At 49.5% G+C, this 25,090-nt stretch carries 18 protein-coding genes; 10 read left to right on the forward strand and 8 right to left on the reverse strand.

The genetic code is table 11. The annotated features are described in order from the left end of the window. Window positions 1–32 precede the first annotated feature (32 nt). Window positions 33–413 (reverse strand): response regulator, encoded by a 381-nt coding sequence (locus GJR95_RS12430; protein WP_162386172.1) that lies wholly within the window; start codon window positions 411–413, stop codon window positions 33–35. Between the two features lie 350 nt (window positions 414–763). Here GJR95_RS12430 and GJR95_RS12435 point away from each other — a divergent pair, with 350 nt between their 5' ends. After that, on the forward strand, window positions 764–1,201 hold the full coding sequence (locus GJR95_RS12435) for a WapI family immunity protein (RefSeq protein WP_162386173.1): 438 nt from the start codon (window positions 764–766) through the stop codon (window positions 1,199–1,201). A gap of 73 nt (window positions 1,202–1,274) precedes the next feature. Here the strand turns inward: GJR95_RS12435 and GJR95_RS12440 are convergent, their stop codons facing one another. Then, a complete protein-coding gene (locus GJR95_RS12440) occupies window positions 1,275–4,970 on the reverse strand; it encodes a PAS domain S-box protein (RefSeq protein ID WP_162386174.1) in 3,696 nt (1,231 codons plus the stop codon). Window positions 4,971–5,173: 203 nt separating this feature from the next. Between GJR95_RS12440 and GJR95_RS12445 the strand changes: the two genes are divergently transcribed. The 3 genes from GJR95_RS12445 to GJR95_RS41835 are packed head-to-tail and all read left to right on the forward strand — an operon-like array spanning window position 5,174 to window position 8,241. Then, entirely contained in the window at window positions 5,174–5,509 is a 336-nt protein-coding gene (locus GJR95_RS12445; protein WP_162386175.1) for a PKD domain-containing protein, read from the forward strand. 2 nt (window positions 5,510–5,511) lie between these two features. Further along, window positions 5,512–6,489, forward strand: a complete 978-nt coding sequence (locus GJR95_RS12450) for a hypothetical protein (RefSeq protein ID WP_232541164.1) — start codon at window positions 5,512–5,514, stop codon at window positions 6,487–6,489. Window positions 6,490–6,501: 12 nt separating this feature from the next. Then, window positions 6,502–8,241, forward strand: a complete 1,740-nt coding sequence (locus tag GJR95_RS41835; protein WP_198424839.1) for a hypothetical protein — start codon at window positions 6,502–6,504, stop codon at window positions 8,239–8,241. Between the two features lie 67 nt (window positions 8,242–8,308). Here GJR95_RS41835 and GJR95_RS12460 read toward each other — a convergent pair whose 3' ends face one another. The 6 genes from GJR95_RS12460 to GJR95_RS12485 form a co-directional block, all read right to left on the reverse strand. Beyond that, a complete protein-coding gene (locus GJR95_RS12460; protein WP_162386176.1) occupies window positions 8,309–9,874 on the reverse strand; it encodes a WG repeat-containing protein in 1,566 nt (521 codons plus the stop codon). 103 nt (window positions 9,875–9,977) lie between these two features. Beyond that, window positions 9,978–10,796 carry a hypothetical protein gene (locus tag GJR95_RS12465; RefSeq protein ID WP_162386177.1) on the reverse strand — a complete coding sequence of 273 codons (819 nt, stop codon included), beginning with the start codon at window positions 10,794–10,796 and terminating at the stop codon, window positions 9,978–9,980. A 4-nt stretch (window positions 10,797–10,800) separates the two neighbouring features. Then, window positions 10,801–14,361, reverse strand: coding sequence for a hypothetical protein (locus GJR95_RS12470; RefSeq protein ID WP_162386178.1), 3,561 nt, complete (start codon window positions 14,359–14,361; stop codon window positions 10,801–10,803). 107 nt (window positions 14,362–14,468) lie between these two features. Further along, window positions 14,469–15,965: a hypothetical protein gene (locus GJR95_RS12475; protein ID WP_162386179.1), complete on the reverse strand. Its 1,497-nt coding sequence runs from the start codon at window positions 15,963–15,965 to the stop codon at window positions 14,469–14,471. A gap of 85 nt (window positions 15,966–16,050) precedes the next feature. Then, window positions 16,051–16,425: a hypothetical protein gene (locus GJR95_RS12480; RefSeq protein WP_162386180.1), complete on the reverse strand. Its 375-nt coding sequence runs from the start codon at window positions 16,423–16,425 to the stop codon at window positions 16,051–16,053. A gap of 9 nt (window positions 16,426–16,434) precedes the next feature. Continuing rightward, the gene (locus GJR95_RS12485) at window positions 16,435–17,751 is read right to left on the reverse strand and encodes a hypothetical protein (protein WP_232541165.1); all 1,317 of its coding nucleotides are present in this window, start codon (window positions 17,749–17,751) and stop codon (window positions 16,435–16,437) included. Window positions 17,752–18,064: 313 nt separating this feature from the next. Between GJR95_RS12485 and GJR95_RS12490 the strand changes: the two genes are divergently transcribed. The 6 genes from GJR95_RS12490 (at window position 18,065) to GJR95_RS12515 (ending at window position 25,036) form a co-directional block, all read left to right on the forward strand. Continuing rightward, complete coding sequence (locus GJR95_RS12490) at window positions 18,065–19,852, forward strand: Ig-like domain-containing domain (RefSeq protein ID WP_162386181.1); 1,788 nt, start codon at window positions 18,065–18,067, stop codon at window positions 19,850–19,852. An 83-nt stretch (window positions 19,853–19,935) separates the two neighbouring features. Next, on the forward strand, window positions 19,936–20,943 hold the full coding sequence (locus GJR95_RS12495) for an ankyrin repeat domain-containing protein (RefSeq protein ID WP_162386182.1): 1,008 nt from the start codon (window positions 19,936–19,938) through the stop codon (window positions 20,941–20,943). 283 nt (window positions 20,944–21,226) lie between these two features. Continuing rightward, window positions 21,227–22,051, forward strand: a complete 825-nt coding sequence (gene rsmA, locus GJR95_RS12500; protein WP_162386183.1) for a 16S rRNA (adenine(1518)-N(6)/adenine(1519)-N(6))-dimethyltransferase RsmA — start codon at window positions 21,227–21,229, stop codon at window positions 22,049–22,051. A 57-nt stretch (window positions 22,052–22,108) separates the two neighbouring features. Further along, window positions 22,109–23,461 carry a magnesium transporter gene (gene mgtE / locus GJR95_RS12505; RefSeq protein WP_162386184.1) on the forward strand — a complete coding sequence of 451 codons (1,353 nt, stop codon included), beginning with the start codon at window positions 22,109–22,111 and terminating at the stop codon, window positions 23,459–23,461. Window positions 23,462–23,477: 16 nt separating this feature from the next. Further along, window positions 23,478–24,014 (forward strand): arsinothricin resistance N-acetyltransferase ArsN1 family B, encoded by a 537-nt coding sequence (locus GJR95_RS12510; protein ID WP_162386185.1) that lies wholly within the window; start codon window positions 23,478–23,480, stop codon window positions 24,012–24,014. A gap of 281 nt (window positions 24,015–24,295) precedes the next feature. Then, entirely contained in the window at window positions 24,296–25,036 is a 741-nt protein-coding gene (locus GJR95_RS12515) for a hypothetical protein (protein ID WP_162386186.1), read from the forward strand. Window positions 25,037–25,090: the final 54 nt, after the last annotated feature.

Raw genomic sequence — 25,090 nt, forward strand, 5'->3', positions numbered from 1 at the left:
TCCTCACTTCTCGCTCCTCACTCCTACATACTTTATTTATCGGTCAATTGATTAACCACTTCAACTAATCGATCGAAGTTGAGCGGTTTAACCAGAACATCGTTAAAGCCGGCCGTTTTAAATTCTTCTTCCGTATAGTTCTTAGCGTTACCTGTGATCGCTACGATAGGAACCGCAGCTTTCTCTTTTTCGGGTAATGCGCGAACACGCCGGACACACTCCATACCGTCCATTACGGGCATATTAATATCTAACAGCAGGATACTGAAATCTTCTTTCTCCAGAATCTGCAGTACTTGTTCACCGTTTTTAACTGCTGTGATGTCGTAGTTCTGAAATTCTAGAATTTTGCGGGCCAGATTCTGGATAACGGAGCTATCTTCGGCAATCAGGACGCGTTTGGAAGCTGACATAGGGCTTTGGGAATCATGTTACATTTAGCGTGGTGAAATTAGCATTTTATCCGCAAACGCAAAAAAGGGCTTTGTTACTCATTAATCAGAATGACTTTGATTCTTAAGGCTCTACGTATGCTTTTTTTATTACTAGGACTATTATTCTAAAAAAATTACACGCAATTAATACAACAATCCAACTTTCTTTCTAATTTTAGTCCTCCAATTCACTACGTCAATAGAGTTACTGCTCTCCGCTCCGTCATACAACTGTCTTACAGTTAGTTAACGGTTTCTGTTTCCTTTCCACACCGCGTCGTTATAGCAGACAATCGTTGTTAGGCCTTCTTTTTTATCTAATCTAACCCATGAAACTGACCGGACCCGAAGGCTCTTTTGAGCTGAACATTCTGGATTATGAGTGTAGTGACTCACCCTATTTTATGGATCGCAACTGGCTGATTGTGAGCGTAAAAACTCAATATCAGGAACACGACTACGTTCGTACCGCATCAATTCTATCGACCTGGGAAATGGAGCTACTCCTGAAATGGATGCGCTCAATTGCCGATGGCGATGAATTAAGCGCTAAGCTGACGTTTATTGACCCGGCACTGGGTTTCAGTAATATTTCGATTGGCCGCGGTGACTACCGGTTTCGCATTAAGCTTAGTTCTGATGCCCTTCCTAACTGGAAGCGGGACAGAACACCTTTTTATTTACCGGTTTCACCCGATAAGCGTGAATTGCAGGGAGCTATTTTTGATCTGGAACGGCAACTGAGCCAATTCCCGGTTAGAGACTAAGGGAATAAATCGTCAGCAGGCAGTAAGTAGCTAACCATTACCAACGGAAAACTGCTTACTGCCTGCTGAAAACTTATTTTTTCCATTCCTTCAAAAACAAGGTGAACTCTTGCTCCAGGGCTTTCAGTGCATCCGCTAAGCCGCTCGTATCATTCACTTTAAGTTTACCTTCGGCCGTACGGGCAATATCGGCGACACGCGCAACCCCAATCGTTCCGGCACTGCCTTTTAACGTATGCAGGTGGCTTTTAACCGTTGGAATGTCGCCGAGCGTGTAGGCTTTAACGGCACCGCTAACCAGTTCGTCGGCCTCTGTGACAAACTCCTCCATAATGCTATCTACTAATTCCTGTCCACCAATGTCGCGCAATTGGCCCACAATCTCGTCGTCAATAACGGGCAATACAGGCTCGGATGCTGCAATAACGGGTTTTGGTTGCTGAACGGGGGCTGATGTCTGTTTAGCCCGGTTGGCATCCGTTATTTCTTTAACCTTGGCAATCAGGCTCTGGGCACGAATCGGCTTGGCGATGTAATCATCAAGACCCTGACTAATAAATCGTTCGCGATCTTCACGCATGGAATAAGCTGTCATGGCCACAACCGTTGGAAGCTGCTTCCCAAATTTCTCGCGCAGGTTCTGAGTGGTTTCTACCCCGTCCATGTCGGGCATCTGGATGTCCATAAAGATGACATCGAAGCCGTTAAACTCGCCTTTTTCTTTGCTGCTTTGCCCTTTCTCGGCTTCCAGAATTGCCGCTGGACCACTGTCGGCAGTAACCACGACACAGCCTGCTTTACGTAAAATCTCGCTGGCAACCTTACGATTCACCGCATTATCATCGACGAGCAACACATTCGGGTGGTAATCGCTGAAAAAGTTGGCCAGTGCAATTTCAGCAACTTCCGTTGTTTGTTGCGTTGGGCTGATGGCGGTTTCTTTAAGTTCGATGGTAAACCAGAACGTACTGCCCATGCCTACTACCGACTCCACGCCTACTTCCCCTTTCATCAAGTGAGCCAGTTCTTTGGAGATAGACAATCCTAAGCCAGTTCCCCCAAACGATTTCCGCGATGATGTGTCAACCTGACTGAATGAGTTGAACAGCAGATTGATATTTTCCGGAGAGATGCCTATTCCTGAATCTTTCACATCCACCCGGATTCGATTAAACTTACCACGCTTACTGATCAGCGACGCTTCGACGCGTACCGTACCGTTTTCGGTGAATTTTATGGCATTTGAGGTCAGGTTCGACAGAATCTGCAAAAGCCGTGTCTGGTCGGCAATCACAAACGTCGGCAAATCCGCGCTGATATGATAAGTCAGCTCGTTGTTTTTAGAGCTGGCCTGCTGCCCAAAGAGCGCGATAAGTTTCTCAAAGATTTCCTTGAAGGCTACTGGCGACTCATGGAGTGCCATTTTTCCAGCCTCAATTTTAGAGAGGTCCAGAATATCATTGAGGATGTTAAGCAGCGTTTCTGACGAACGTTTGATGGTTTTGACGTAGCTACGCTGCTCTTCATCGAGCTGGGTATCGTTGAGCAGGTCGATCATACCGATAACACCGTTCATCGGCGTCCGAATTTCGTGGCTCATATTGGCCAGGAATCGCTCTTTGACCTTCAGCGACCGTTCGGCTTCCTCCTTGGCTTTGACTAACTCGACCGATTGCCTTTTGAGTTCGCTAATATCACGCGCTAGTACGGCTACCACCGAATAGATGCCCTGCTCGTCTTTTAGCAGCAGCATGTTGAACATAAACTGCCTTTCGGTGCCGTCTTTCCGGCGCATACTCACCTCAAAATTGCGTAAACTATGATTTCGGCCCAGCTTGATCATAGCCCGCCGAATGATGGTTTTATCGACAAAAAACTGCGTAGCATCCTGTCCGAGAACCTCTTCGGGTGTGTAGCCCATGCGTTTGAAAACAGAAGGACTAATCATTGTGATCCGGCCTTTCCGATCTACACGAGCATAGATGTCCTGGAGGTTTTCGAAGATTCCACGGAATTTTTCTTCGCTTTGCCGGGTGGCAATCTCGGCGCGTTTCCGGTTCGTAATATCACGGGCAATACCCGACACTTCTTCAATCACTCCGCCAGCCAGCAGAATTGGATTCAGGTGAAATTCAAGGTACGTTTCGCCCCGTATCGTTTCGAAAAACAATTCGAAGTTTTGTGGAAATCCCCGAAACGTTTGCCGATACTTTTCTTCCAGCATCCGGCGGTTTTCTTCCCCAATCATCCGCCAGCCAAGCTTCGGAGCGCTGGCATGAAGCGTAGGCAGTTCATCCAGCTGGTATTCAATAAGCCGGGTATAGTTTTTATTGAACGAAGTCAGTTGCAACGCCTTATTGACTGACCAGATCAGATACGTGCTACTATCAAAAATGGCATTGAGTCGTGCATTTTGCTTGTCCAGCACAGCCTCCGACTGCTTACGGGCAATGGCCAGTGCGACCTGCCCCGAAATAAACTCCAGCAGTTCCAGATCCCGAGGGCCATAGGTTAGCGGATCATCGTACGATTTGACACCGATAATGCCGGTAATTTCGTCGCCAATTCGAAGCGGAGCCGTTAGCATTACCTGCGGCTGAAGCTGCCCGTATAAATCGATCTGGTGTTTTTCGGCCAGTTGCCGAATGTCTTTTTCGTACAGAAACAGCGGTTTATTCGCTCCGATGGTGTATTCCGTAAGGCCATTCCCCAACTTGCGCTTCGTGAATCGCATGTTGCCCCCAAAATACTCATCGACGTAATAGGGAAACGAGAGGTATGTTTTGCTGGAGTCATAAAGCGCAATGAAGAAGTTACGGGCATCAATAATGTTGCCCAGCTCTTCATGGATTTTATGGTATAGCTCATCCAGGTTGGGCGTATTGATCGTCCAGTTGGCAATGCTATAGTACAGTTTCTGTGATTTTTCGGCTCGGATTTTGCCGGTCGTATCGTGCAGAATACAGCGGAACGCTGTTGGACGTCCATTATCGAAACGGCAATTTACACTTCCCGACAGAAAAAGCGTTTTGCCTGATTTGCTTCGAAAAACGGTTTCAAAATAGGGCAACTTATCACCCTCCTGAATCCGCTTGAGCAATGCCAGCGTACTGTCTGCATAATCGGGATGGAGCACATCGCGCAGATTCAGAGCGGCAATTTCGTCGGAACCATAGCCAAGCACTTCGCGCCAGGCCTTGTTAACAAAAATAAATTTACCGTCGAGGGTAAGTAGTTGAATCAGGTCAGACGTATTATCGACCAGATCCTGCAATTGTGCATTGGTATTCGACAATGCCGAGGCTACCCGTCGTTTGTTGGTAATATCTTCGCCAATCAGTGTAAACGACGCGGCCTTTTGATCGTCTGACGGATTAATGACAAACGAATTCAACTGCACATTCCGGACGGCTCCGCTACGCGCCAGCAAACTGATTTCTTTTTGTTCAGGAACGCTCCGCTTCGTCAGCGCTTCCTCAAATTCCATTTCAAGGCGTGCCCGATCAGCCGCTGGAATAAAAATATCGAAGAAACTTTTCCCAACAACATCATCTGGTTGCCAGGCAGTTACGCGATATGTATAGGGATTGGCATAAATCAGGGTTCCCTGGTGATCAACGGTCACTCCAATCAGATTGAGTTGATCCAGAGTCTGACGAACATCGGTATAAGGCGGAGCCGTATCCGCCAGCATTACCCCATCACGTTCGTGGTGAAGTCGTTGAATTTCAGCGACCAATTCATCTTTCGTTTTGGCAGACCAGCGCATAGTTAACAGTCAGTGAGTGGGTAATTATACAAGTAGTGTATCAGTGAGTTACTAAAAATCTGTGAATAACTCACTGATTAAATTTAAAAAAAATATTGGTATTTGACAAGGTGTCTGAATTAGCCTTTGGGTACCAATTTATTAGACGAACGGCAATCTGTTGGTATAATATTGCTTAATTTGCTGTGAATGATTCCACGACTATGCTGAAACGGTCTATTTTCTGGTTACTCGTACTCACATTGATGGGTTGTGAACCTTTTGATTTAGAGCGAAAAAATTTTCCTGTCTGTGCCAAACCATCGGCAACTATTGGCTTTATCATCGATGAATTGGATGTGACCTTTTTCCTGGAAAATGCGCAGGGAGATATTGGCATTGTTGGCTGGGATCCCGGCGATGGCAAAGGCGTCAATCGCATCGGAACGCGGGTAACCTATAATTACCAAAAAGCCGGAACCTATACCGTATCAATCGCCATCGGCAATACCTGCGATGATACATACACGACTACCCGCCAAATCACCGTCAGTAACTGAATATGATGCGTCTGTTGTTTATCACTCTATTTAGTGTGTTAGCCATCTCCCCCAGTCTGGCTCAGGAACGCGTACGCAACATCAGGATGCGCGTTGTCGACTCATCGCAACTGGAAATTCGCTACGATCTGATTACAGCCCGCCCTGGCGACTCCGTTTATTTTGATATCCGGAGCCGACTGCGTGGAACATTACATGTCCTGCCTCAGTTTGTTCGGGGAGATATTGGCATGCGTATCACCGCTGGCACCGACCGGCGAATCGTCTGGAATGCACTGGCCAATGGCTACTCGCTGAATGAAGAAATACAGGCAATTATTCGGGTTAAAACCGGTCTCATTCCAGATGCAGCCCAACTAGCCACCAATCCGGCTTCAACGACACCCAGGCCGGAAGTTATTCCGGAAAAACCAGCCCGGACTAATCCTGTCGTTACTGCCGACCCGCCTAAAACCGAGCGGCCAACCTCGATACCTGATCCCCAATCGACAACAAAACCTTCTGGTACGCTTAACGAGCCTGGATACCAACCCGATACGACCCGCTTCCGAAAAGAACGATATGCTGGCCCTGCCTGGGCGTTGCTGTCGGCAGTGGCCCCTGGCATTGGCAATATTTTTGTTCAATGGCCCAAGCCTAAAATTGGGCTGCGACCGTTACTAACCATCGGGTGTTACGGGCTGGTAGCTTATGGGATCTTGGAGCGTGAGAAGGCCATGGATAATTTCGCCATCTATGAACAACAGAAAAATACAGCAGCCGCCGAACCGTATTATGCGACTGCCAACGACCATCACCATCGCTATTTTCTGGCAACACGGGGAGCCCTTGTTGTGGCAGCCGCCGATGTAGTTCTGACATTTTTGAAAGGATTACGGAACAACCAGTTGAAGAAAGAAGCGCGTCGAATTCAATCCTTTACGGTTTATCCTGGATTACAGGCTGGCCAGCCAACAGCCGTTGTCCGGTATTCATTCTAAGCAGACACGATCATGAGACTGTTTTCATTCCTTACCGCTCTTGTTTTGCTAAGCACAGCCAGCTTTGGGCAAGCGCCCCGACGCTCGAAACCGTTCATTTATTCGGCCACCAGCGATTGGCAGAAGATTACCTTCAAGTCTACTTCCCGGACTCGCCCAGCCCAATCGGTAGCAAACCAGCCTGCTCAGCCCGCCAATACACCGGTGACCATGTCCCAGCCAGCTGCAACACCCGTTGATCGGCCAGCAGCAACTCAACCCGCTACTACCCAACCGAGCCAATCGCAGCCTGATATCGCTCAGCCAAACGTAGTTCGTACCGATGCGCCCCGACCTGAGGTGCCAACACCGACGCGCGTTGACCCGCCGGTTACACAGCCAGCTACAGTTCCGGCCGAGCAGTCGTCAGTTCCGGAGGTACCGGTGTCAAGACCGAGCCGAACGGCCCCATCAACTACCTCGTCTCCCGATTTCCGACCCGCTTTCACCGGCGATTTTGCCACGAACCGAAATGGCTGGAAAGCGGGTATTAAAGGTGATTATCATTACCAGATCGGGATGGGCCGCTACAGTATCCGCAAACGGAATGTTAATACGGAGCAGGTCGCCTTCAGCTATGTACCCCTGCCAACGGACATTAATCTGAACGCTGCCGACCTGTTCACCATCAAGATCGACGTATTAGCCGATTCAGGGCGAGTACCAACCGGTGGGCTGCTGTTCGGCGTAAAAGATTCGTTGAATTTCAGCGCCTTTACCTTAAATAACAAAGGTGAAGTGTCGATTATCCGGGTGACCAATGGCGAAACATTTACCGACTATATGCCGGGTGATTTTTTCAAGCCGGGCGTCCCCGTCGATCGAAACCGAAATCGACTTACTATCCGGCGCAAGGGGTATGCGCTTCATTTCTACGTCAATGAACGGGAAATTCGTGACAGCCCGTATCGCTTCAAAATGCTGGCAGGCAATAACGTTGGTATGATCTCCTCTGCCTATTGGACTGCTTTTCAGAAATTAAGCGTCACGTTAGGGGCATCCGGGCCCGACCTTCCCACGACTTACACAACGATAGTGGAGACGCCAGCACCAACCGTGAGTACACCGATCCCGGAAAAAAAATCGGCTCCCATCGTGGAAACTCCCGTCAGTGAAGCGCCTAAACCAGTGAACACTACGCCAAACACGTTCAGCGAGACATTCACCAAAAACCAGAATCGCTGGCTGGTGGGCCAGAAGAATGGGTATGAGCTTGAAATAAGTCTTGGCAATTACTACATCCACAAAACGTCTGCATCGACCGTAAATCCCGCTCGCAGCTATATCAGCCTACCACCAACGATTGATTTAAATAAAGCGGAATCGTTTACAGTAACGATCGATATGATCGTACCACCGGGTGTCCAACCCGATGGCGGCTTACTGCTTGGGGTAAAAGATGTGAACAATTTTTGCCAATTCCGGCTGATGGGAACCAATCAGGTATCCATTAAGTCGCTCATCAACGGGGGTACATTTGCGAACTACATGCCGGGAAAACCCACGCCACCCCGAGTAAATGTGAGTCGGGAACGGAATACATTAATGGTAAAAAAAGAGTTGAATCAACTTCATTTTTACATTAATGGTGAAGAAGTAGAGGATAGTCCACACGTTTTCAGGAAGTTCAGCGGGAATAAAATTGGGGTTATAACGGCTTCTAAAACGGTTAAATTTCAGAACTTAAATGTAGAAATTACCCCTGGCCAGTAGGCGGTTAGCAGTGGGCAGTCTTCAGTAAGCAGGGAGCTTATCGTGAACTGCAAACTGCACACTGTCACTAATTCTTCACCTGTTCGCCCGCCCGATTTATTTTCATAAGCTGGCCGTTGAAAAAAACAGACGCTACATTTCCCCGAAAAGGGGTTGTTGCCTCAAACTGGGGTTCAATTACCCATTCGTCGAATTCATTGACGTAACCCCAGCGTTTCCCTTTTCGGGCCATCCGCCAGCCCTGCTCATCGGTGCGATTGTCTACTTTGTCGTAAGGTTTATCGCTGGGTTCCGAATACTGTGGTTTGGCGGCCTGCGACGAAGACCGTGTTTCGGATGGTTCGCTTCTGATTGGCTTGGACGTTGTCTGAACCGGCGTTTCCTGCTTTTCAGGCTTGGCTTTCGGTGCAGGCTCAGCCTTTGCAATGGTTTCTGTTGGTTTTTCTGACTCCGGCTTAGTCGTTCTGGCTGATTTTTTTCGCTTTTTTCCAGCCAAATGCACAGGCGTTTTTCCAGACCGTTCGGAGGTCTTTTCCGTTCGTGGCTTTTCGACTGGTTCCGTTTTCTCTGAATTCGTATTTTTAATAAACCAATAGATCAGAGCCAGCAACGCCAGCGCGAACAGCACCCCATAAACTCCGCTCCGGTCGGGGCGTATAACTTCTACCCGAACGGTACTCAACGGATTATTATTGACATCGAACAGCGTATAATCTGTGGTTTTTGTCGGCTTTACCCAACCCCTGTTCTGAGGAGACAACCCGGCTCCGAGATCATCGATCGTAACCGCCAGCAGATTCTCCACCTCCCAGGCCAGCGTTACGGCTTCGCCTTTACGGACACGGGCGGGCTGGGCCGTAAATGAGCGTACAATAGGCTGAGGTTCGGGAATTCGCGATGGCTCCTGACGGTAAGGCTCGGGCGTTACAACGGGAGCAGGTTCCGGATTGACTTTAAAAAGAACGTTTTCCCAATCGGCCGACACTAGTCGTTCGCGCAGGGTATTGCCCTGGGGTTCGCGCGCGGCTTTGAAAAAATTGCTGACGAGATACGAAAATATCTCCTCCGTAACGATCGACTCATCACCATTGATCGCATACAGCAAATCGCGCAATACCCAGGCAGGAATGGTCCGTTGTGATTTATAGTCGTCAAGTTTGGCGGCAACCTTCCGGCGCACCTCGTCCCGGCTCAGACTTGTTGGAACAACGGGAACAACAGAGGGCGGAGTAACGGGCGCTGGTGGCTGAACCGGTACGGCAACCGTTTCTGATTTTGGCGGATCTGGAATAGTTGCCAGAATAGCCGGGAGCCAGCGTTTTGTTACGAAGTTTTTGGATAATGTCAATCGCTCGGCTTCAGCAACTAGTTCGTCGAGATGAAGTGGCAGAAGCTGTTTTTTATCGGCACGGGCATAGGTCTCGGCCGTGGACTTCAGCGCATTGATCCGAGGGAACAGCCCGCCAAGCTGATAACTAACATCATTGACCAGCCGCATGAATTCAGCGGAGGGAATACCATCCTGCTCGGCTTCGGTTAGCAGACCATTTCTGCGCCACTGCCATTCTTTCAAGTCACCCTCATGCAGGACAACTTCTTCCTTAATTCGTTCTTTTAGTTCGGTAAGCGTCATCTTGACTGCCTAAATACGTAGCAAAGGTAATTGGGTAAGTCAGGTAAATGGCAACGAGCGAAACCCAATTCCCCAGTTACCTTACTTACCAAACACTAACACATTAGACATAGAAACTAATTTCCGCTTTTTCAACAATATGCCATTTTTCGCCCTGTAATTGCAGTTTTCCGTCGGAAATCACGTGAATCCGACTATTTATCTCGGGCCGTGACTGGTAATTGCAGGCATCGCTCAGGTACGAATACGGATCGCTCAGAGCCAATCGCTGCGCTTCAGGATCGTCGGTTACGCGGAAGGTGGCCTGAGTTGGCCCGGTTGGCGTAATCACAAATACCATTGGGCGATTGGGCGTTTCGACCAGGCTGCTTACGCTAAACCCACCAGGTACATCGGCAGTGCGGGCATACAGTTTAACCGGGGGGGTATTGACCGGTGCTGGCCGCTGCGACTGTGCTGATACGACTGGCGACTTTTGCGCAGGTTCACTGGGCCGAACCGGTTGTTGCACAGGAGCTTGCCGTGGTTCAACAGCTGGTGTTGGCGGAACAGCCGTGGCCACTTGCCGGTTATCGCTGCGAACAAGTTGCCGTAGTTGTATCACCTGTTCGTCCAGAGCTTTCAGTTTAACAATCAGCGCTTTGTTATCGCGCTCCAGCGACATCACCCGCCCGCTTAACTCCCGAACGCCATCGGAGTTACCGGTAGCGGATCGTCTTTCCGAGTTGATCTTATCCCAGGCCAGCCGATTCTGCCACCAGAGCAGAACAAGACCAATGAGGGCAAGCAGGGCAAGAATCAGCCCCAGGTACGTATAAAAAGATGGTTTTGACGCCGTTTCACCATCCTGCGCCTGCGCTACCAGACTGACCGTCAAGCCAATTGCCAACAGCCAGCCTTTTCTGAATCGTTGCATCATCATTCCGTTACGACTGGTTTTTGGCAATGTATTTCGACAGTTCGTAGAGCGCGTTTTTAAGTGGCAGGAAAAAGAACGTTTCTGCCAGTCGCGCATCAGCATCACGCTCAAGAGGTAGTTTAGCCAGCATGTAACTATCATGCAGCACACTGCTCCGGGTTACGTCTGATCCAACCAGGAAGTCGTAATAATCCTGTGTCCGGCGAATACCAAAATCACCCAGAAACGCTGATACGGAGTTATTTTTCAGTGTTTTCTCCAGAAAATCACGCACGTTGCGTAACACCGAATCATGGAAATCATTCTCATGCCCAACGGTATCAACGGTCGTTTCGTTATAGGTAAACGTTACCGGATGCGTCGGTTCATTTCCCCAATAAGCCGTAGTCTGATTACCCCGGTATTGATCCCGATCCGTAGCCGTCTGATAAAGCACAGCTCCATTAGCCGTCGTTTCCTTCGGATTATCGGTCAACAGAATCTGGAAATTGGTCGGTACGGGTTTCGTGGTGTAAGCCGCAAACAACCGCTTCGTGTAATCGACCAGATCGGCCCGTGTTCCAAGCAGGTTCAGGTATTGGCTACCCCGGCCCGTAAACGTCAGGAAACGCGGCAGTTCAAGCGCAGTACCACCTTCCTGTTTTTCCTGCGATTCAATCAGTTGAACCAGGTGATAAATAATGGCCGCATAGTGCAGATACAGCACAATCAACAAAGCAGGCTGCTGATTCTGAATGGCCTTCGTAAACTGGAAGTGATCATCGTATTTAAACAATAAACTGACCACATCTTCGGGCGACATCCGACGTTTGGGGTCAAGGAAGGCATCCAGCGTTTGATCGGCTCCCGTTTTCTGGCTCGATGGGTTATTGCTGCGGTATGTCAGGAAGTTCGACACAAATCCGTTGTCCATCCGGCCCGAAGGTGCCCCGGTTTCGTCAAGACCACCGCCCCAGATGTCGTTGGCTGCAAACCGGAACGACGTATTGAAGTAGTGACGTTGACCCTGCGCAAAAAACATCAGGTCCGACGTACCCCCTCCGATATCGACGTTCACGGCATTGGCTGTCGGCAGAACACCCTGACGCTGAAGATAAAAATACGGTGCCAGTGATTCCAGAATCGGTTCATCCTGGAAATAAGCCGTAGTACCGAACACCTCCTGCATGGCTTTATTCCACTCGGCAGTCAGGCGATTTCGGGTGCGCCGGGTCATGCTCGACGGTGCCAGCCAGACAATCTTTGTCAGCGCAACGTCGCCTTTGTTCTGAACCACTTTATGGCGGATCAGAAGCAATAGCGTTTCAAAAAACGCTCGAACACGAAGATCATTCAGCGTGTCGTTCGGTTTGTTTTCGAACAGCCATTTCAGGGTCGATACATAGCGGTTATTGTCGCCAACGGTAACCTGCTCAAGGTCAATATTAAAACCAAGATTCAGTTTCGTAAACAGGTAATCGCCACCCTGGGTCAATCCCTCACGCTCGTAGATGGTTGTTCGTAGCGGGAAGGCAAACGGCGTTCCAAGCCGTGGATTTCGGCCAATGAGTGGAGGAACAAACTCCCTCCGAACCAACGGCTCCAACTGTTCGAACGCACCGAAGCTGCTTTTGACACTATACCGATCATAGTCGCGACTAATACCCGGCCCCGAATAGGGTTTGTTAAGCAGCACCATCTGAAGATCTTCTTCTGTAACGGTCAATGGCTCTGGATCGGGCTTGGCTCCACCCTGATCTTTAACTAGGTAGGCCACGTGTGTATTCGACGTTCCGAAATCGATAGCAAATGTAAACTCTTCGTAACCGCGATTGGAAACCGTTGTAAATTCCGGCATCACAATCCCCCGGTATGGGATGTCATTATGCGCCAATTGAATCTCGACCAGATCGAAGGCTTCGTTGACTTTGTAGTAGTACGAAGCTGGCCGTTCGCCCACTTTAGGGCTTCGGGGCTGTGGTTTTCCACTCGTGAGCGCGTGTCGATTGACGACATCCGAAAAGCGGTAAAAACTGGCCTGGGTCGCCTGCGATGTTGTGCCATCGGCCAGCAGAACCGTGTATTTGTTCAGCGCCTGCTGGTCGGGAATCGTGAGTCGGTAAAATGGGAAGAACCCCATACCGACCGGCAAATCAAGCACTTTTTCGGGCTCGTTCAGTTCATAGGTTTTCCGGAACTCCACAAAGCGCACGCCCTGCCCCCGAACAGGGACTTTGAGCGTAGCCGTTACCCGCAGATCGCTGATGTCCAGAACCAGGTAATTCCGGAGATCAGCGAGCGTGAAAAAATTAAAGTATTCTTTTCGGATCGGCAGCAGAAAATCGCAATCGGCGCGGTTGACCGTTCCCGTAAAAAACCGTTCGTTATTGATCTTGAACGGCATCCGAATCAGGAAATCCTCCAGGAAATCGTCGGTCGAGACAAACGGGTACTGCACATTGTCAACACCCGGTAGCCGACGGTCGGCCAGTAGCCCACCCGCTCCCAGATCGTTCAGCAATGATGACGGAATGACCGTCCGCGAATCCCAATCGGTGTTTTTCACGTAGCGACCACGCACATCCATGCGCGAAGCCAGCGCCAGAGGTGGCCGCACATTGGTTTTTACGCCGTTTTTGTTGGTTTCTTCTTTGTAATACCCAACGGTTGGCAACATCACAAAATCACTATTACCCTCCACTTCACGCAGCACATCATCGGCGCGTACGCTGTATAACGGTAATCCCGTTACAACCTGAAGCGTGCTGAACCCTTCGATATTCGTACTGATCGGATTGAAATCGTTCAGCGTTTTGCCACCGTCAACCGGCAATGGGTACGGGTTATCGCGGAAGAGTTTGTCCAGAAACTTGGTCAGACCGCTGTTTTCAGGCAACAGGCTTTTGTATTGCTCAAATAACCGGCTTAAATACGTCACGAACGTCCGGTCGCGGCTTTCGAGCGGTACATATTCCTGCTGGAACAATACCCGGCCAGTACTGCTCTTGGGTGGGTCCAGAAACTTGTTCTGACGTTCCTGTTCCCAGTTGGGCGACGTAAATACCAGCGTTAGAGGTGATGTACCACCCAGCAAAGCCCCTTTGTAATAAATCAGGGTGAACGTTTGCAGATTGGCCAGATCGTGGCGCATATCCAGCTCAAGCGCTTTAGCCAGCACCCGATGCGGATGCCGACGATTCGGCGCATTAGGCAAGGGAGCTTTCTGGTTCAGGGCGCTCAAACGATCGGCCCGGCTCCAGACACGGTAGGTCAGATCGGGGCTGCCACCTGCCTGAAACAACAGTTCGAGCAGATCGAGGCAGTGCGACACCAGTACGTGATACATGGTCGGCTGAGCCGGTCGGAGGTCGTTCATGACCAGCCGGAAAGCCGCGTCGAATAAATAAAGCCGGGCAAACGGCGACGGAATCGACGTACCTGCTTTGGCCGCCAGACCAGCCTGATTCAGCAGTGTGTCGGGAATGTGTTCAATGCGATTACCAACCAGCCCGACGGTTCCGCCCGTCCAGCCGAGGTGATTCTGTTCGACCACGTTCGGGTCGTTGTCAATGCGAAGGATATGGGGCATACTGAAATTTTCCGTTTTCAGTTTTCAGGGTATATGTTTCGGTAGCAACGTGCGAGCGTATAATCGCAGCAGGTAATCCACCCAAAACGATACCCTGCAAACTCATTTTAAACAAGTTGCCGGTTGAGGTCGCCAAGTTTTTGCATACACTTGTCCGCCACGACCATCAGCATTTGCATCAGGCGCGTTTCGGGCTGTGGGTATTGCGCGAGTAGTTTCGGTTCGGCGTCGCCCGCTTCATTGAGCAGGAAGCTTTCGCTGATACCTTTATCGCCAAAGCCCATGAACGTTTTGGGTTCAATCTGTTTGGCACGAACCAGCCCATTGAAATCCGTCTGGAAGTTGAACGGGTCAAATTTCCGGTCATTATCGCCCATTTCAGCGAGCCATTTCCGGAAAGCTTCACCCATAAATTTCGTCAGCGCCACAAAATAGGTACTGCTACCCAGTTGCTGTTGCAGCCCCAGACTCTTGGCAAATGACTCCCGCAGGTTTGCCGGTATGTATTCCGTGTAGAACTTACTGGCATATGCAAACCGAATCAACGGTTGCATCACATTGCGAAAAGTCGAATCGGCAAAATGAACGAAGTCTAACTGTCGGTCATCGCGCCGGAGACCATATTCGTAATAGGTTTTCGCCCCGGCAAACTCACCCGCTCCCCGATTGGCAAAATCCAGTACGGTTTCGGCGGCCAGCAATTCGACGATATGCGCATTGTTGGCCTGTTTGGAGCCTCCCTCTACGTTCGCATAAAGTTTAGCGCCGGGTTTATCGCCAATGTAATACAGCGAATCCAGATGAATCTGGTTCTGATAGTAGGACAGTGCCGCTTTAGTCTTGGAATTAAAGCGATTCTGGTCGATGGCACTTTGCCCGTTTTCTTCCAGCGCAAAATAGGGCATCACCGTAACGGCTCCCTTGCGGGCGTTGCGAATCGGCATTTTCTGGCTCGGTTCCTGCAACAGCTTCACCAACTGCGGGAAACCCGATGATCCGGTTCCGCCAAAGATGGAACTGATGATAAAAATCCGGTCCGTTTCGTTGTTAAACGCTCCGACGAAGTATTTGTAAAGTGCCGAATCTTCCAGCGCGTTGAAAACTACGCTGCCAATATTCGGATTACCCTTAAAACCAACCGACAGGTCGAGTTTAAGCTCGGCACTGGTCGGTTTTGCCGAATTATCGTAGAGCACTTTGAGCAGTTCACGGTCGATGTCGTCCATGGTACTGACATTCAGGAACTCTTCGAACGTACCCTGGTGCTCGGTCAGCTGGGGCAAAAATGAATCGCCGATCCGCTCCTGAGTAGTTTCGCTCTGGAGTGTTCCCAGCGACTGGATCGGGGTAGCAAAGAATGGCCGGGGTGCATCACTCTGACCAGCCGGTGGCGCTCCGTTTGGATAAGCCGCATTGCGAATCGTTCGGTACAGTTCGACGCCGTTCAGGGCACGAGCCGTATCGCCGTTCTGCATATCCATATCCAGCAGAATCGGAATAATGGTCAGGTTGTCGGGCACTTTAGCCCCGGCTGCCAGCAGCATCGTTAGCGAGCGCAACACACGTGCACCCGTACCACCGATGGCAAAAACGAAAAGTTTCATACTTAAACGATTTCAGTCTTTAGTTTCCTGCGTGGAGCAATACGGCTTCGACCCAGTAAACGGAAGACTTTTTTTAAACTGAAATTTAAAAAGGTGTGTACCGGGCGAACTTCGATCCACGCCGAAACAGGAGCGAAAAACCAAAAAACAATAGTCCGGCCAGAATTAAGTTAACGCCCCCAAAACCAAGCATGTAGCTATCGGCTTCGGGCTCGCCGGTTGCGTCTTTGGCGTAGCTGACAGCCAGCGAAAACGCGATAATCAGGGCGACAACCAGCGTAATCACCCAGTGACTGGTTCGGTGAAAAATCGCTTTCCAGCGACCCAGCAACAGGTAAAAAATAGCCGCCAGGCCCAGCATCAGCACCAGCGTTAGCAGGCCGACGGGTGTAAAAACAGTGTTGCGGTACGTAGGATCAGGGTTTTTGCCAATCAGCAATTCATACAAAGCAGTGAACATGGGTGCCGTTTATTGTTCGAGGGTGATGGTAAGTTGTAGAAACGATTTATCGGCGCCGGAGCCCGTTTCATAGGCATCGCGGACACCATTCATGAGGTGTTCAAGTGCAAAGGTTTTGCCCTCCCGGCCAGCCGAAGTACGGTCGTCCATCGTCGACTGATTTAGGTACCAGGTATCGTAGCGAACAGGTAGTTTGATGGAAACAGGCGTTTCATTTTCAAAAAGCTGTGTTACCCGAAAGGTCAGCACGTGGGTAGCCTCGCTCAGCATTCGGGCTTCGTTGGTTTTCAGCTTTTCGGTACCTTTCACATCGTCTTTTGGCTCAATTTTCAGCAATTTAACCCCGGCATTTCCAGCCGCAACGATCAGATTTTTGGTCAGATAGGCTTCTGTTTGTGCGTAGGCAGGCAATCCGCTCAGATTAACCCCTATGGCAAACTCAGCTGGTCTATCGGCCCGAACTCCTTTAAGGTTCGTGATTCGCTGCCCATCGGCATTCCAGTTTTCGCCTTTCCGATTGAGGGTAAAAAACAGGTTGTAACCCGCTGTTGAGCCTCCCCCGCCAAAATCAAGCTGCTTATCGGGTTTAGTCGTTAAGGCAGCCTGTAATTTCTGATTAAACAGATTCAGGATGCGCTGTTTACCGATAACCCAGATATAAAACGGCCGCGATTCGCCATTCAGTTTCTGCTTTTTGTTCTGATAATCGTAGTATGTACCATTGAAAGCCGACGAATAGGCATAAACCGTTGCATTGATGGTGTCTTTGCTCAAGGCAGCAAACTGCCGGTTGATCTCGTTTTTCAGGACACTCGATGCATCGGTCGCGTTGATCTGCGGATTTTTCTTAATGTCTCCATCCGGAAATGAGAGAATACAATCGGATACCAGAAGCGCCACGCTGTTGTTGCGCGCCTTTTCGCCCACCTGCCGAAAAATCGTGTGAAGTTCTGAGCTACGGGCGTTGGCCAGCGGAACCGTGGCCAGACTTGTCACAAACTTATCCACATCGCCGGGATAGGCCTGCGCTTCGGCACTGATGGTATAAATGGCAAGGGGTTTACGCACCGGTTCAATCTGGCTGATCTTGTTGGCAAACTCAGAAACAATATTTTTGAATTCCGTACTTCCATTCAGGTAACCGCCCATGCTGGCCGATGTTTCCAGAAAAAAATTGATCTGATTTATTGTATCAGCTTTAACGGTTGGCTTTTGCTCTTCTTTAGGAGCCAGATTACAGCTCTGTAAAAAGATAGCCACCCCTAAGCCAAGAAATAGGTGGAACCGGCAGACTCGTGTGCGGACCATGAATAAATTTTTCGTCATTACGGGAATGTGTGAGGAGCAAAAGTACCAAACTGCCCCGTTCTCTACCCTCCGTTGTGGCGGAGACCTTTAATTTTTCTTAAAATTCTACTTAAGGTAACGAAGCAGACGTCCATTTTATGTCAGTCGGTACAGTTTAACGATGAACGGACGTTTACCTTTGTAGCCTGATTGCACTGGATACTTAGTTTATGGTTTTAAGTTTGTGGCTGATTGTTGTCAGAAATTATTCCTGACAGTCTCTGCACAGGCAAATACATAAACAACAAGTCGCTCAGTTGACGACTGCCAACTGTATACTGCCAATTAACGTATGACGCTTCGCCATTTTATAGTATTTTTTTTACTGTCACTTCCCATTCTGCTTCAAAATTGCGCTCAGGTTGCTCAGCCACCCGGTGGCAAGAAAGACACCCTGTCGCCCAAACTGGTAAGCAGCATGCCAACGGCCCGACAGTTGAATTATACCGGCAAAACAGTTGAACTGGAATTCGACGAGTACGTCAATGTCGAAAATATCCAGCAAAAAGTCACCGTTACGCCCCAGGATAGCAATACGTTTGTCGTAAAAGCCTTACCAAAAGGCCTGCGGCTGAATTTTAACCGGCCCCTGCAACCGAATACCACCTATACCATTAACTTTTCTGACGGCATAAAGGATATTACCGAGCGAAATATCGCTAAAGATGCGAAGATTGTGTTTAGTACCGGCCCTGTTATTGATTCACTTTATTTGGGCGGTACTGTTCTGGATGACGAAAGCCGCCTGCCCATCCTCAACTTCGTAATCGGGCTGTTTGCGCCGACCGATACGCTGCCTATCAACCGGAAGCGCCCCGCCTATTACGCCCGAACCGATAGCAATGGCGTTTATCGCATTGAAAACGTGAAAGCAGGCCAGTATAAAGTGTATGGATTCGACGATAAAGATTTGAATCTGGTTAACAACACACCGGGTGAACGGGTGGCCTTCCGCGACAGTCTTGTGAACCTCAACCGCAATTATACCGACATCAACATGGTGGCTTTCCGGGGATCGTCCAAGCCCCGAATCAGCCGACGCGAGCGCACCGACGAAACATTGGGTCTGGAACTTAGTAGTGGCATTGCCAGCTATCAACTGCGCTTTGGCAAAATGGTCTCCACAACCGTCGTATCTACATCGGCCGCTTCCACGTCGGCCGCTTCCACGTCGGCTGTATCCACGACAGGCGTATCAACCTCAGCGGTCTCGTCAACAGCAACGTCGGTAACAGCTGTTCCAACCTCAATGTCGTTTGTCCCGTCGACCGATACGCTGGTGTCATTTTTAGAAAGTCCCAAGATGATCCGGCTTTTTCGGCCAGCTAACCGGGCGGCTAACGATACGATCAATTTGATCATTATGGCTCAGGATTCGGTCGGCAATATCACGGAACTCAGGGAGCGAATTTATTTTTCGCCCATCAAATCGCGGGCAAAAGACCGAAAACCCCTGACCGTTCAGGTGGCACCACCGGCCAGTGAACCGATTGATAACAATCTGGATTTCACCATCAAATTCTCTAAACCCATTCTTCGCTTCAGCACCGATCTTATCATCATTGGCCCCGACAGTACAAAGCCCTTTAAATTTACATCAGAAGAGCTGGCCTGGAGTAATAGCTTCAGTCAACTGGTCATAAAACGAAAAACGAATCTTAAAGACACACTGCTCTTCAGGCTACTAAAAGGGGCATTTATCAGTGTGCAGGGCGATACGCTGGCCCGGTACAATGGTCGGTATAAAATTGCGGATGAAGACAGCTACGGCCTGATTGCTGGCCGTATCAACCCTGCAACCGTCGGCGGGGCCAATAAGAGCTTTATCGTTGAGCTACTTGACGATAAATACGCGGTTATCCGATCGTCGTACGGAACAACAAACTACAGTTTCCCCCGGCTCAAACCAGGCCGCTACCGGGTCCGCCTAATCATCGACGCCAATGGTAACCGAAGGCGCGACATTGGCAATGTGCAGAAGGGTATTCAACCCGAAACCATTATTTATCATCCCGGTGCCGAAGAAGGGGGTATAATTCCACTCAAGCAGAATTTTGAGCTGACGGACATCGATTTTTGATTTCACCCGCTAGTTATTAGCTCCCTACTACCAGTTATGAATTACCGATAGACATGCTCATCCATAAGCGCTTAGTTAGCGGCATGAAAACGATCACACTCATTAACTGGGCCATTTTAAGCTTTTATGGGTTTATGCTACTCTGGGCGTTTCTAACGCCGGCTGGCTCCGGGCAAGATGCGGCTGGTCGCGGAATGGCTGCTGGAATTTTATTTTTGGCTGTTATCATGCTGCTAGTACTTGTGGGCTTAAACCTGCTACCCTATTCCTTTACAAAAATACTAACCCTCATTCTTAGCGGATTTCCAATAGTCGGCTACCTGCTGAGTCTGGTATTCGGGCCCATTATTGCAGATCGGCGACAGAAAAGTTACGACAAGGAACTCAGCGACCGAGCCAATGGTGCTTACTACTTTCAGGACCCTGTCAGACAGCAGCTTGCCGCAGCTATAGCCAGCGGGAATGTGGCACAACTAAAACTTGGTCTACAACAGCCGATTGCTGCCATAAACGAGAGCGGCACTGATCATACGACATTACTCGATTTTGCCACTCTTCGCGCGAAAGAGAATCCTTCACCCGAAGCCATTCAGTGCCTCGATTTGCTCATGGCTCACGGAGCCACGGTAGAAACTGCGGATAAGCTTCGATCACCAACCCATTTTCTGGTGACCGACGGCGACCCAACTCTTTTAGAGTGGTTTTTAAAGAACGGCGCCAATCCAAATGCAACCGAATACCCTACAGGGACGCCAATCCTGTTCAATGCCCTCTATTCGGGGAATGATGATGGCTTTAAAACTCAAAAGGTAAATCTATTGCTGGCGCATGGGGCTAACCCAAACGCCATTCCACCCCAATACGATGAGCGCGTTATTATTACCTCAGCGTTGATGTATGCAACCGACAACGATCTGTGGGATATCTGTCAGTTGCTGCTGGATAAAGGAGCCAGCCCGGCCTATAAAACAGCCAGTGGCCTCGATGTATATCGGGTAATTGATTACAAAGAAAAAGGGTATACCGATTTTGGCAAAACACCACCACAAGCGCTTACTGCCGTGAAAGAACGTTTGCGTACCATACAGTAATCGCATGTACACAGACAGTTGCAGACTTGGATTCAGCGCAGATGAACAGTCACCATTTTCACAAGTCAATAAAGTGGCTACCAGATCATTTGCAGGCTTTTACAGCTATTGATGCCGTGTAGTAGCTTCGATTCGAAACAATAGACGACTCAGGTTACACACAATAAACGAAAACCGTCCATATAATTCGCCCAATGCCCCGTACCTTTGTGGTCGAAAACTAATCGCATGGGTTGCCGTTCCGTTTCGGCGACAGCAACCTGCGATCTGACCCTCCAGCATCGTGTACGTTAAGCCTAAAAAAGAACTCGGTCAGCATTTTTTGAAAGACCTCAGCATCGCCCAGCGTATTGCCGAATTATTGACCGGTCATGGTACCCGCAATGATGGTAATGCGCCGGTACGATCTTATAAAAAAGTACTCGAAATTGGGCCAGGCACAGGTGTGCTGACGCAATATTTGTTGACCAATGACAAGTTCGAAACTTATGTCATTGAAATTGACCGCGAGTCGGTTGATTATCTCAAACTACATTTCCCTAAACTGGAGGGGCACATCCTGGCGGCCGACTTTCTGAATATCCGGCCCGATCTGCTACCGACTAAACAGCCCGACAATACCGAGCCTTTTGCGGTGATCGGCAATTTCCCGTATAATATCTCAACCCAGATCCTCTTTAAAGTGCTGGATATGCGTGATCGTGTTCCCGAAGTAGTCGGCATGTTTCAGCGCGAAGTCGCCCAGCGTGTGGCATCAGGACCCGGCAATAAAGATTATGGCATTCTAAGCGTGCTGCTGCAAGCCTGGTATGACATCAAGTATGAATTTACCGTCGATCCGGGGGTCTTTAACCCTCCGCCCAAAGTATACTCAGGTGTACTCTCGCTCCGACGCAACGACAAAACCGATCTTGGCTGCGACGAGCGAAAGTTTGTTCAGGTCGTTAAGCACGGCTTCAGTCAGCGTCGAAAAACCCTCCGTAATGCCCTTAAACCGCTTAATCCGACCGAAGCTGCTTTGGCCAGTCCGTTCATGGACAAGCGGGCTGAACAGCTAAGCGTGGCTGAGTTCGTGCAACTGACGCTGTTAATGAAGAATGAGGAATGAAAGGTGAAGAATCTATAGTAACTCTTCATTTTCACCTTTCATTCCTCATTCTTGACTATGACTTTCGAACTCACCAAAGACTATCTTGAGCATATCCAGTCGGCTATTGAAGCGGGCGACGACGCGCTGCTTCGGACCGAAATGGAGGAGTTGTATCCAGCCGATATTTCGGGAATTCTCTATGAATTAGAACCCGAACCTGCTCATTACCTGCTGAGCTTATTAGATCAACCCGTTGGTGCTGAGATTCTGGCGAACCTCAACCCCACCGATCGCACGAACCTGATCAAAACCTTTACGTCGGAAGAACTGGCCCCGTTTATCAACCAGATGGATTCCGACGACGCCGTTGACTTGCTCAACGAACAGCCCATTCAGGTTCGTGAAGAAGTTATCGGTTTGCTCGAAGACCGCGAACAGGCTCGTTTTATTCTGGATCTGCTCCATTACGACGACAGTGTGGCGGGGGGATTGATGCAGAAAGAGCTCATCAAAATCAACGTGAATCTGACCGTCAATGCCTGTATTGAAGAAATCAGGCAACAGGCCGAAGATGTCGAAAACGTATATGCCGTTTATGTGGTCGATGATGTTGGTAAACTCTTGGGACTGGTTTCGCTCAAAAAAATTGTGCTCGCCCGCAAGAATGCTAAAATCGCTGACATCTACGACGACGACGTTGTTTTCGTAGAAACGTATCGCCCGGTGACGGAGGTGGCCGAAGTGATGCGGAAGTACGATTTAGATGCGATTCCGGTCGTCAATATTCAGCAACGATTACTCGGCCGGATCACCATTGATGACGTGGTCGACGTTATTACCGAACAGGCCGAAGAAGACATTCAGGTTATTTCGGGTTTGTCGGGCGAAGTGGAAGAGGCTGATAGTGTCTGGCAACGCTCGAAAGTACAGTTACCCTGGCTGGTGGCGGGTGCTATCGGGAGTTTGCTGGCGGCCACGGTCATTAATGGCTTTCAGAGCGAACTGGGCAAAGTAGCAGCGTTGGCAGCTTTCATTCCCATCATTGGGTCAACGGGAGGAAATGTCGGGATTCAGACCTCCTCGCTCATTCTGCAAAGCCTGACCGATACCTCAGGGCTAAGCATGACACTTGCCAAACGATTACTCCGAACGCTGCTCGTCGCGATTATCAATGGGTTGGTCGTTGGGTTAATTGCCGGAACCTACACCTTCATTATTGGTGAACCACGTTTGTTTTTTGTCGTTGCCACGTCCTTGCTGGCGGTGGTGCTACTGGCCTCGTTTATGGGCACGGTAACGCCATTGCTCCTCAACCGCATTGGCATAAATCCGGCCGTAGCTTCCGGACCGTTTATTACAACGGCCAACGACTTGATCGGCATTGGTGTTTACTTCCTGATTGCCCAGTGGTTACTTGCCGAAGTTTGATTATTTTGCAGGTACCATGACCATTCGTTTTGCCAAACTCACCGACACGCCAGCTATTCTGGCCATTTATGCACCTTACGTCAATAACTCGGCGATTACATTCGAGTATGTTGTCCCCACCCTGAGTGATTTTTCGGAGCGTATTCAGATCATTCAGGAGCAGTTTCCCTATCTGGTTGCCGAATCAGATGGCCGGGTACTTGGGTACGCCTATGCGTCGCGGCACCGCGATCGAATGGCCTACCAGTGGGCTGTCGAAACGTCGGTCTACGTTCATCCGGATGGGCAACGGCAGGGAATTGCCCGACAGCTTTATACGTCCCTGTTCGACCTTCTACGCCGTCAGGGCTATTACAATGCCTATGCCGGGATAACCGCGCCCAATCAGAAAAGTGAAGCACTTCATCAGGCTATGGGTTTCGAGCCAATCGGCATCTACCCAAACGTGGGCTATAAACTCGGTGCCTGGCACGATGTTGCCTGGTTTAAACTGATTTTGCAGCCTCATCAGGTCAATCCGACAAGGCCGGTACCGATTACCCGGATTATCTAACAACCGACAACTCATTTTGTTGGAGGCTGATTTTGCCAGTTGCGCGGTCAGAAAGTGGTGTCATTGGCTTTCATGTAGTCAATATGGGCTTTGTCTATCTTTATCACGAATTCTCTATTAACACGTCGATTCACGAGTTGAGCAATTTTAGCGACCGTATTAACGATTTGTTAGCGATCAACCATAAACCGTTCACTCAAAAGAAGACATCGAAACGCTATGCTATGTTAATAGCTCGATAGGTTATCGCGACTCAACTGGCAACATCAAACCTCTTTGCCATGAATCGATTAGCCTATTTTGTCGCGTTAACGTTCCTGATTCTATCCCTTTCGTCTTGCCGATCTACCTATTTGCTCAAGGAAAATTTTTCGGGCGATGCCATCGGCAGCTTGCCTTTGCATTATATTCCTGGCGATCCAGCTGGCGACTCCGTCTCGTATACATCGGTGATTCATCCGAGGCTTGGCATTCAGGCTTCCAGTGTAACATCCGGCGGTAAATCGCTGGTTTTTTCGGAAGCTCCAATCACGGGTGAAACCGCTTTTAATCAGTGGCTTGCCTTCAAAGGCACCGTATCTGACTACGCCCAACCGATCTGGTTCTACTGGACAGCCAAACAACGGAACTCGCAGGGGCAGTTGATGATCGATATTCAGGGCGTACAGGGCTTATGGGTTGCCCGCCTTCGTATTCTGCCCGACGGCCAGCTTGTTCGCACGATCAACCTTGGCACGGGTACACGGGAAGTACTTGGCCACTTTAACCCAACGCAAACACACACCATCATTATTTCGCTTAGACCTGCTGCCCGAACCTACAATATTACCGTATTTGGTACGCGGGAAGGAACCGCTTCCAATCGGTTGAATGTGCCGGTACTGACCGAGCCAAGCCCCGGCAGGCCCGTTTTAGATTTTGAAAAACCGGCGATTTATTTACGCTACGAGAATGAAAGCTTTAACGCGAATCCGGCTTATATTTTCGAGAGTGTTTACATAACCCGCAAACAACCCGATTGACATTTCTTTTCGACTTCCAACTGTTCGTCGTTACTTTTAAGCCCCGTTTTGCGC

This window comes from Spirosoma endbachense, assembly GCF_010233585.1.
GTDB classification, from domain to species: domain Bacteria; phylum Bacteroidota; class Bacteroidia; order Cytophagales; family Spirosomataceae; genus Spirosoma; species Spirosoma endbachense.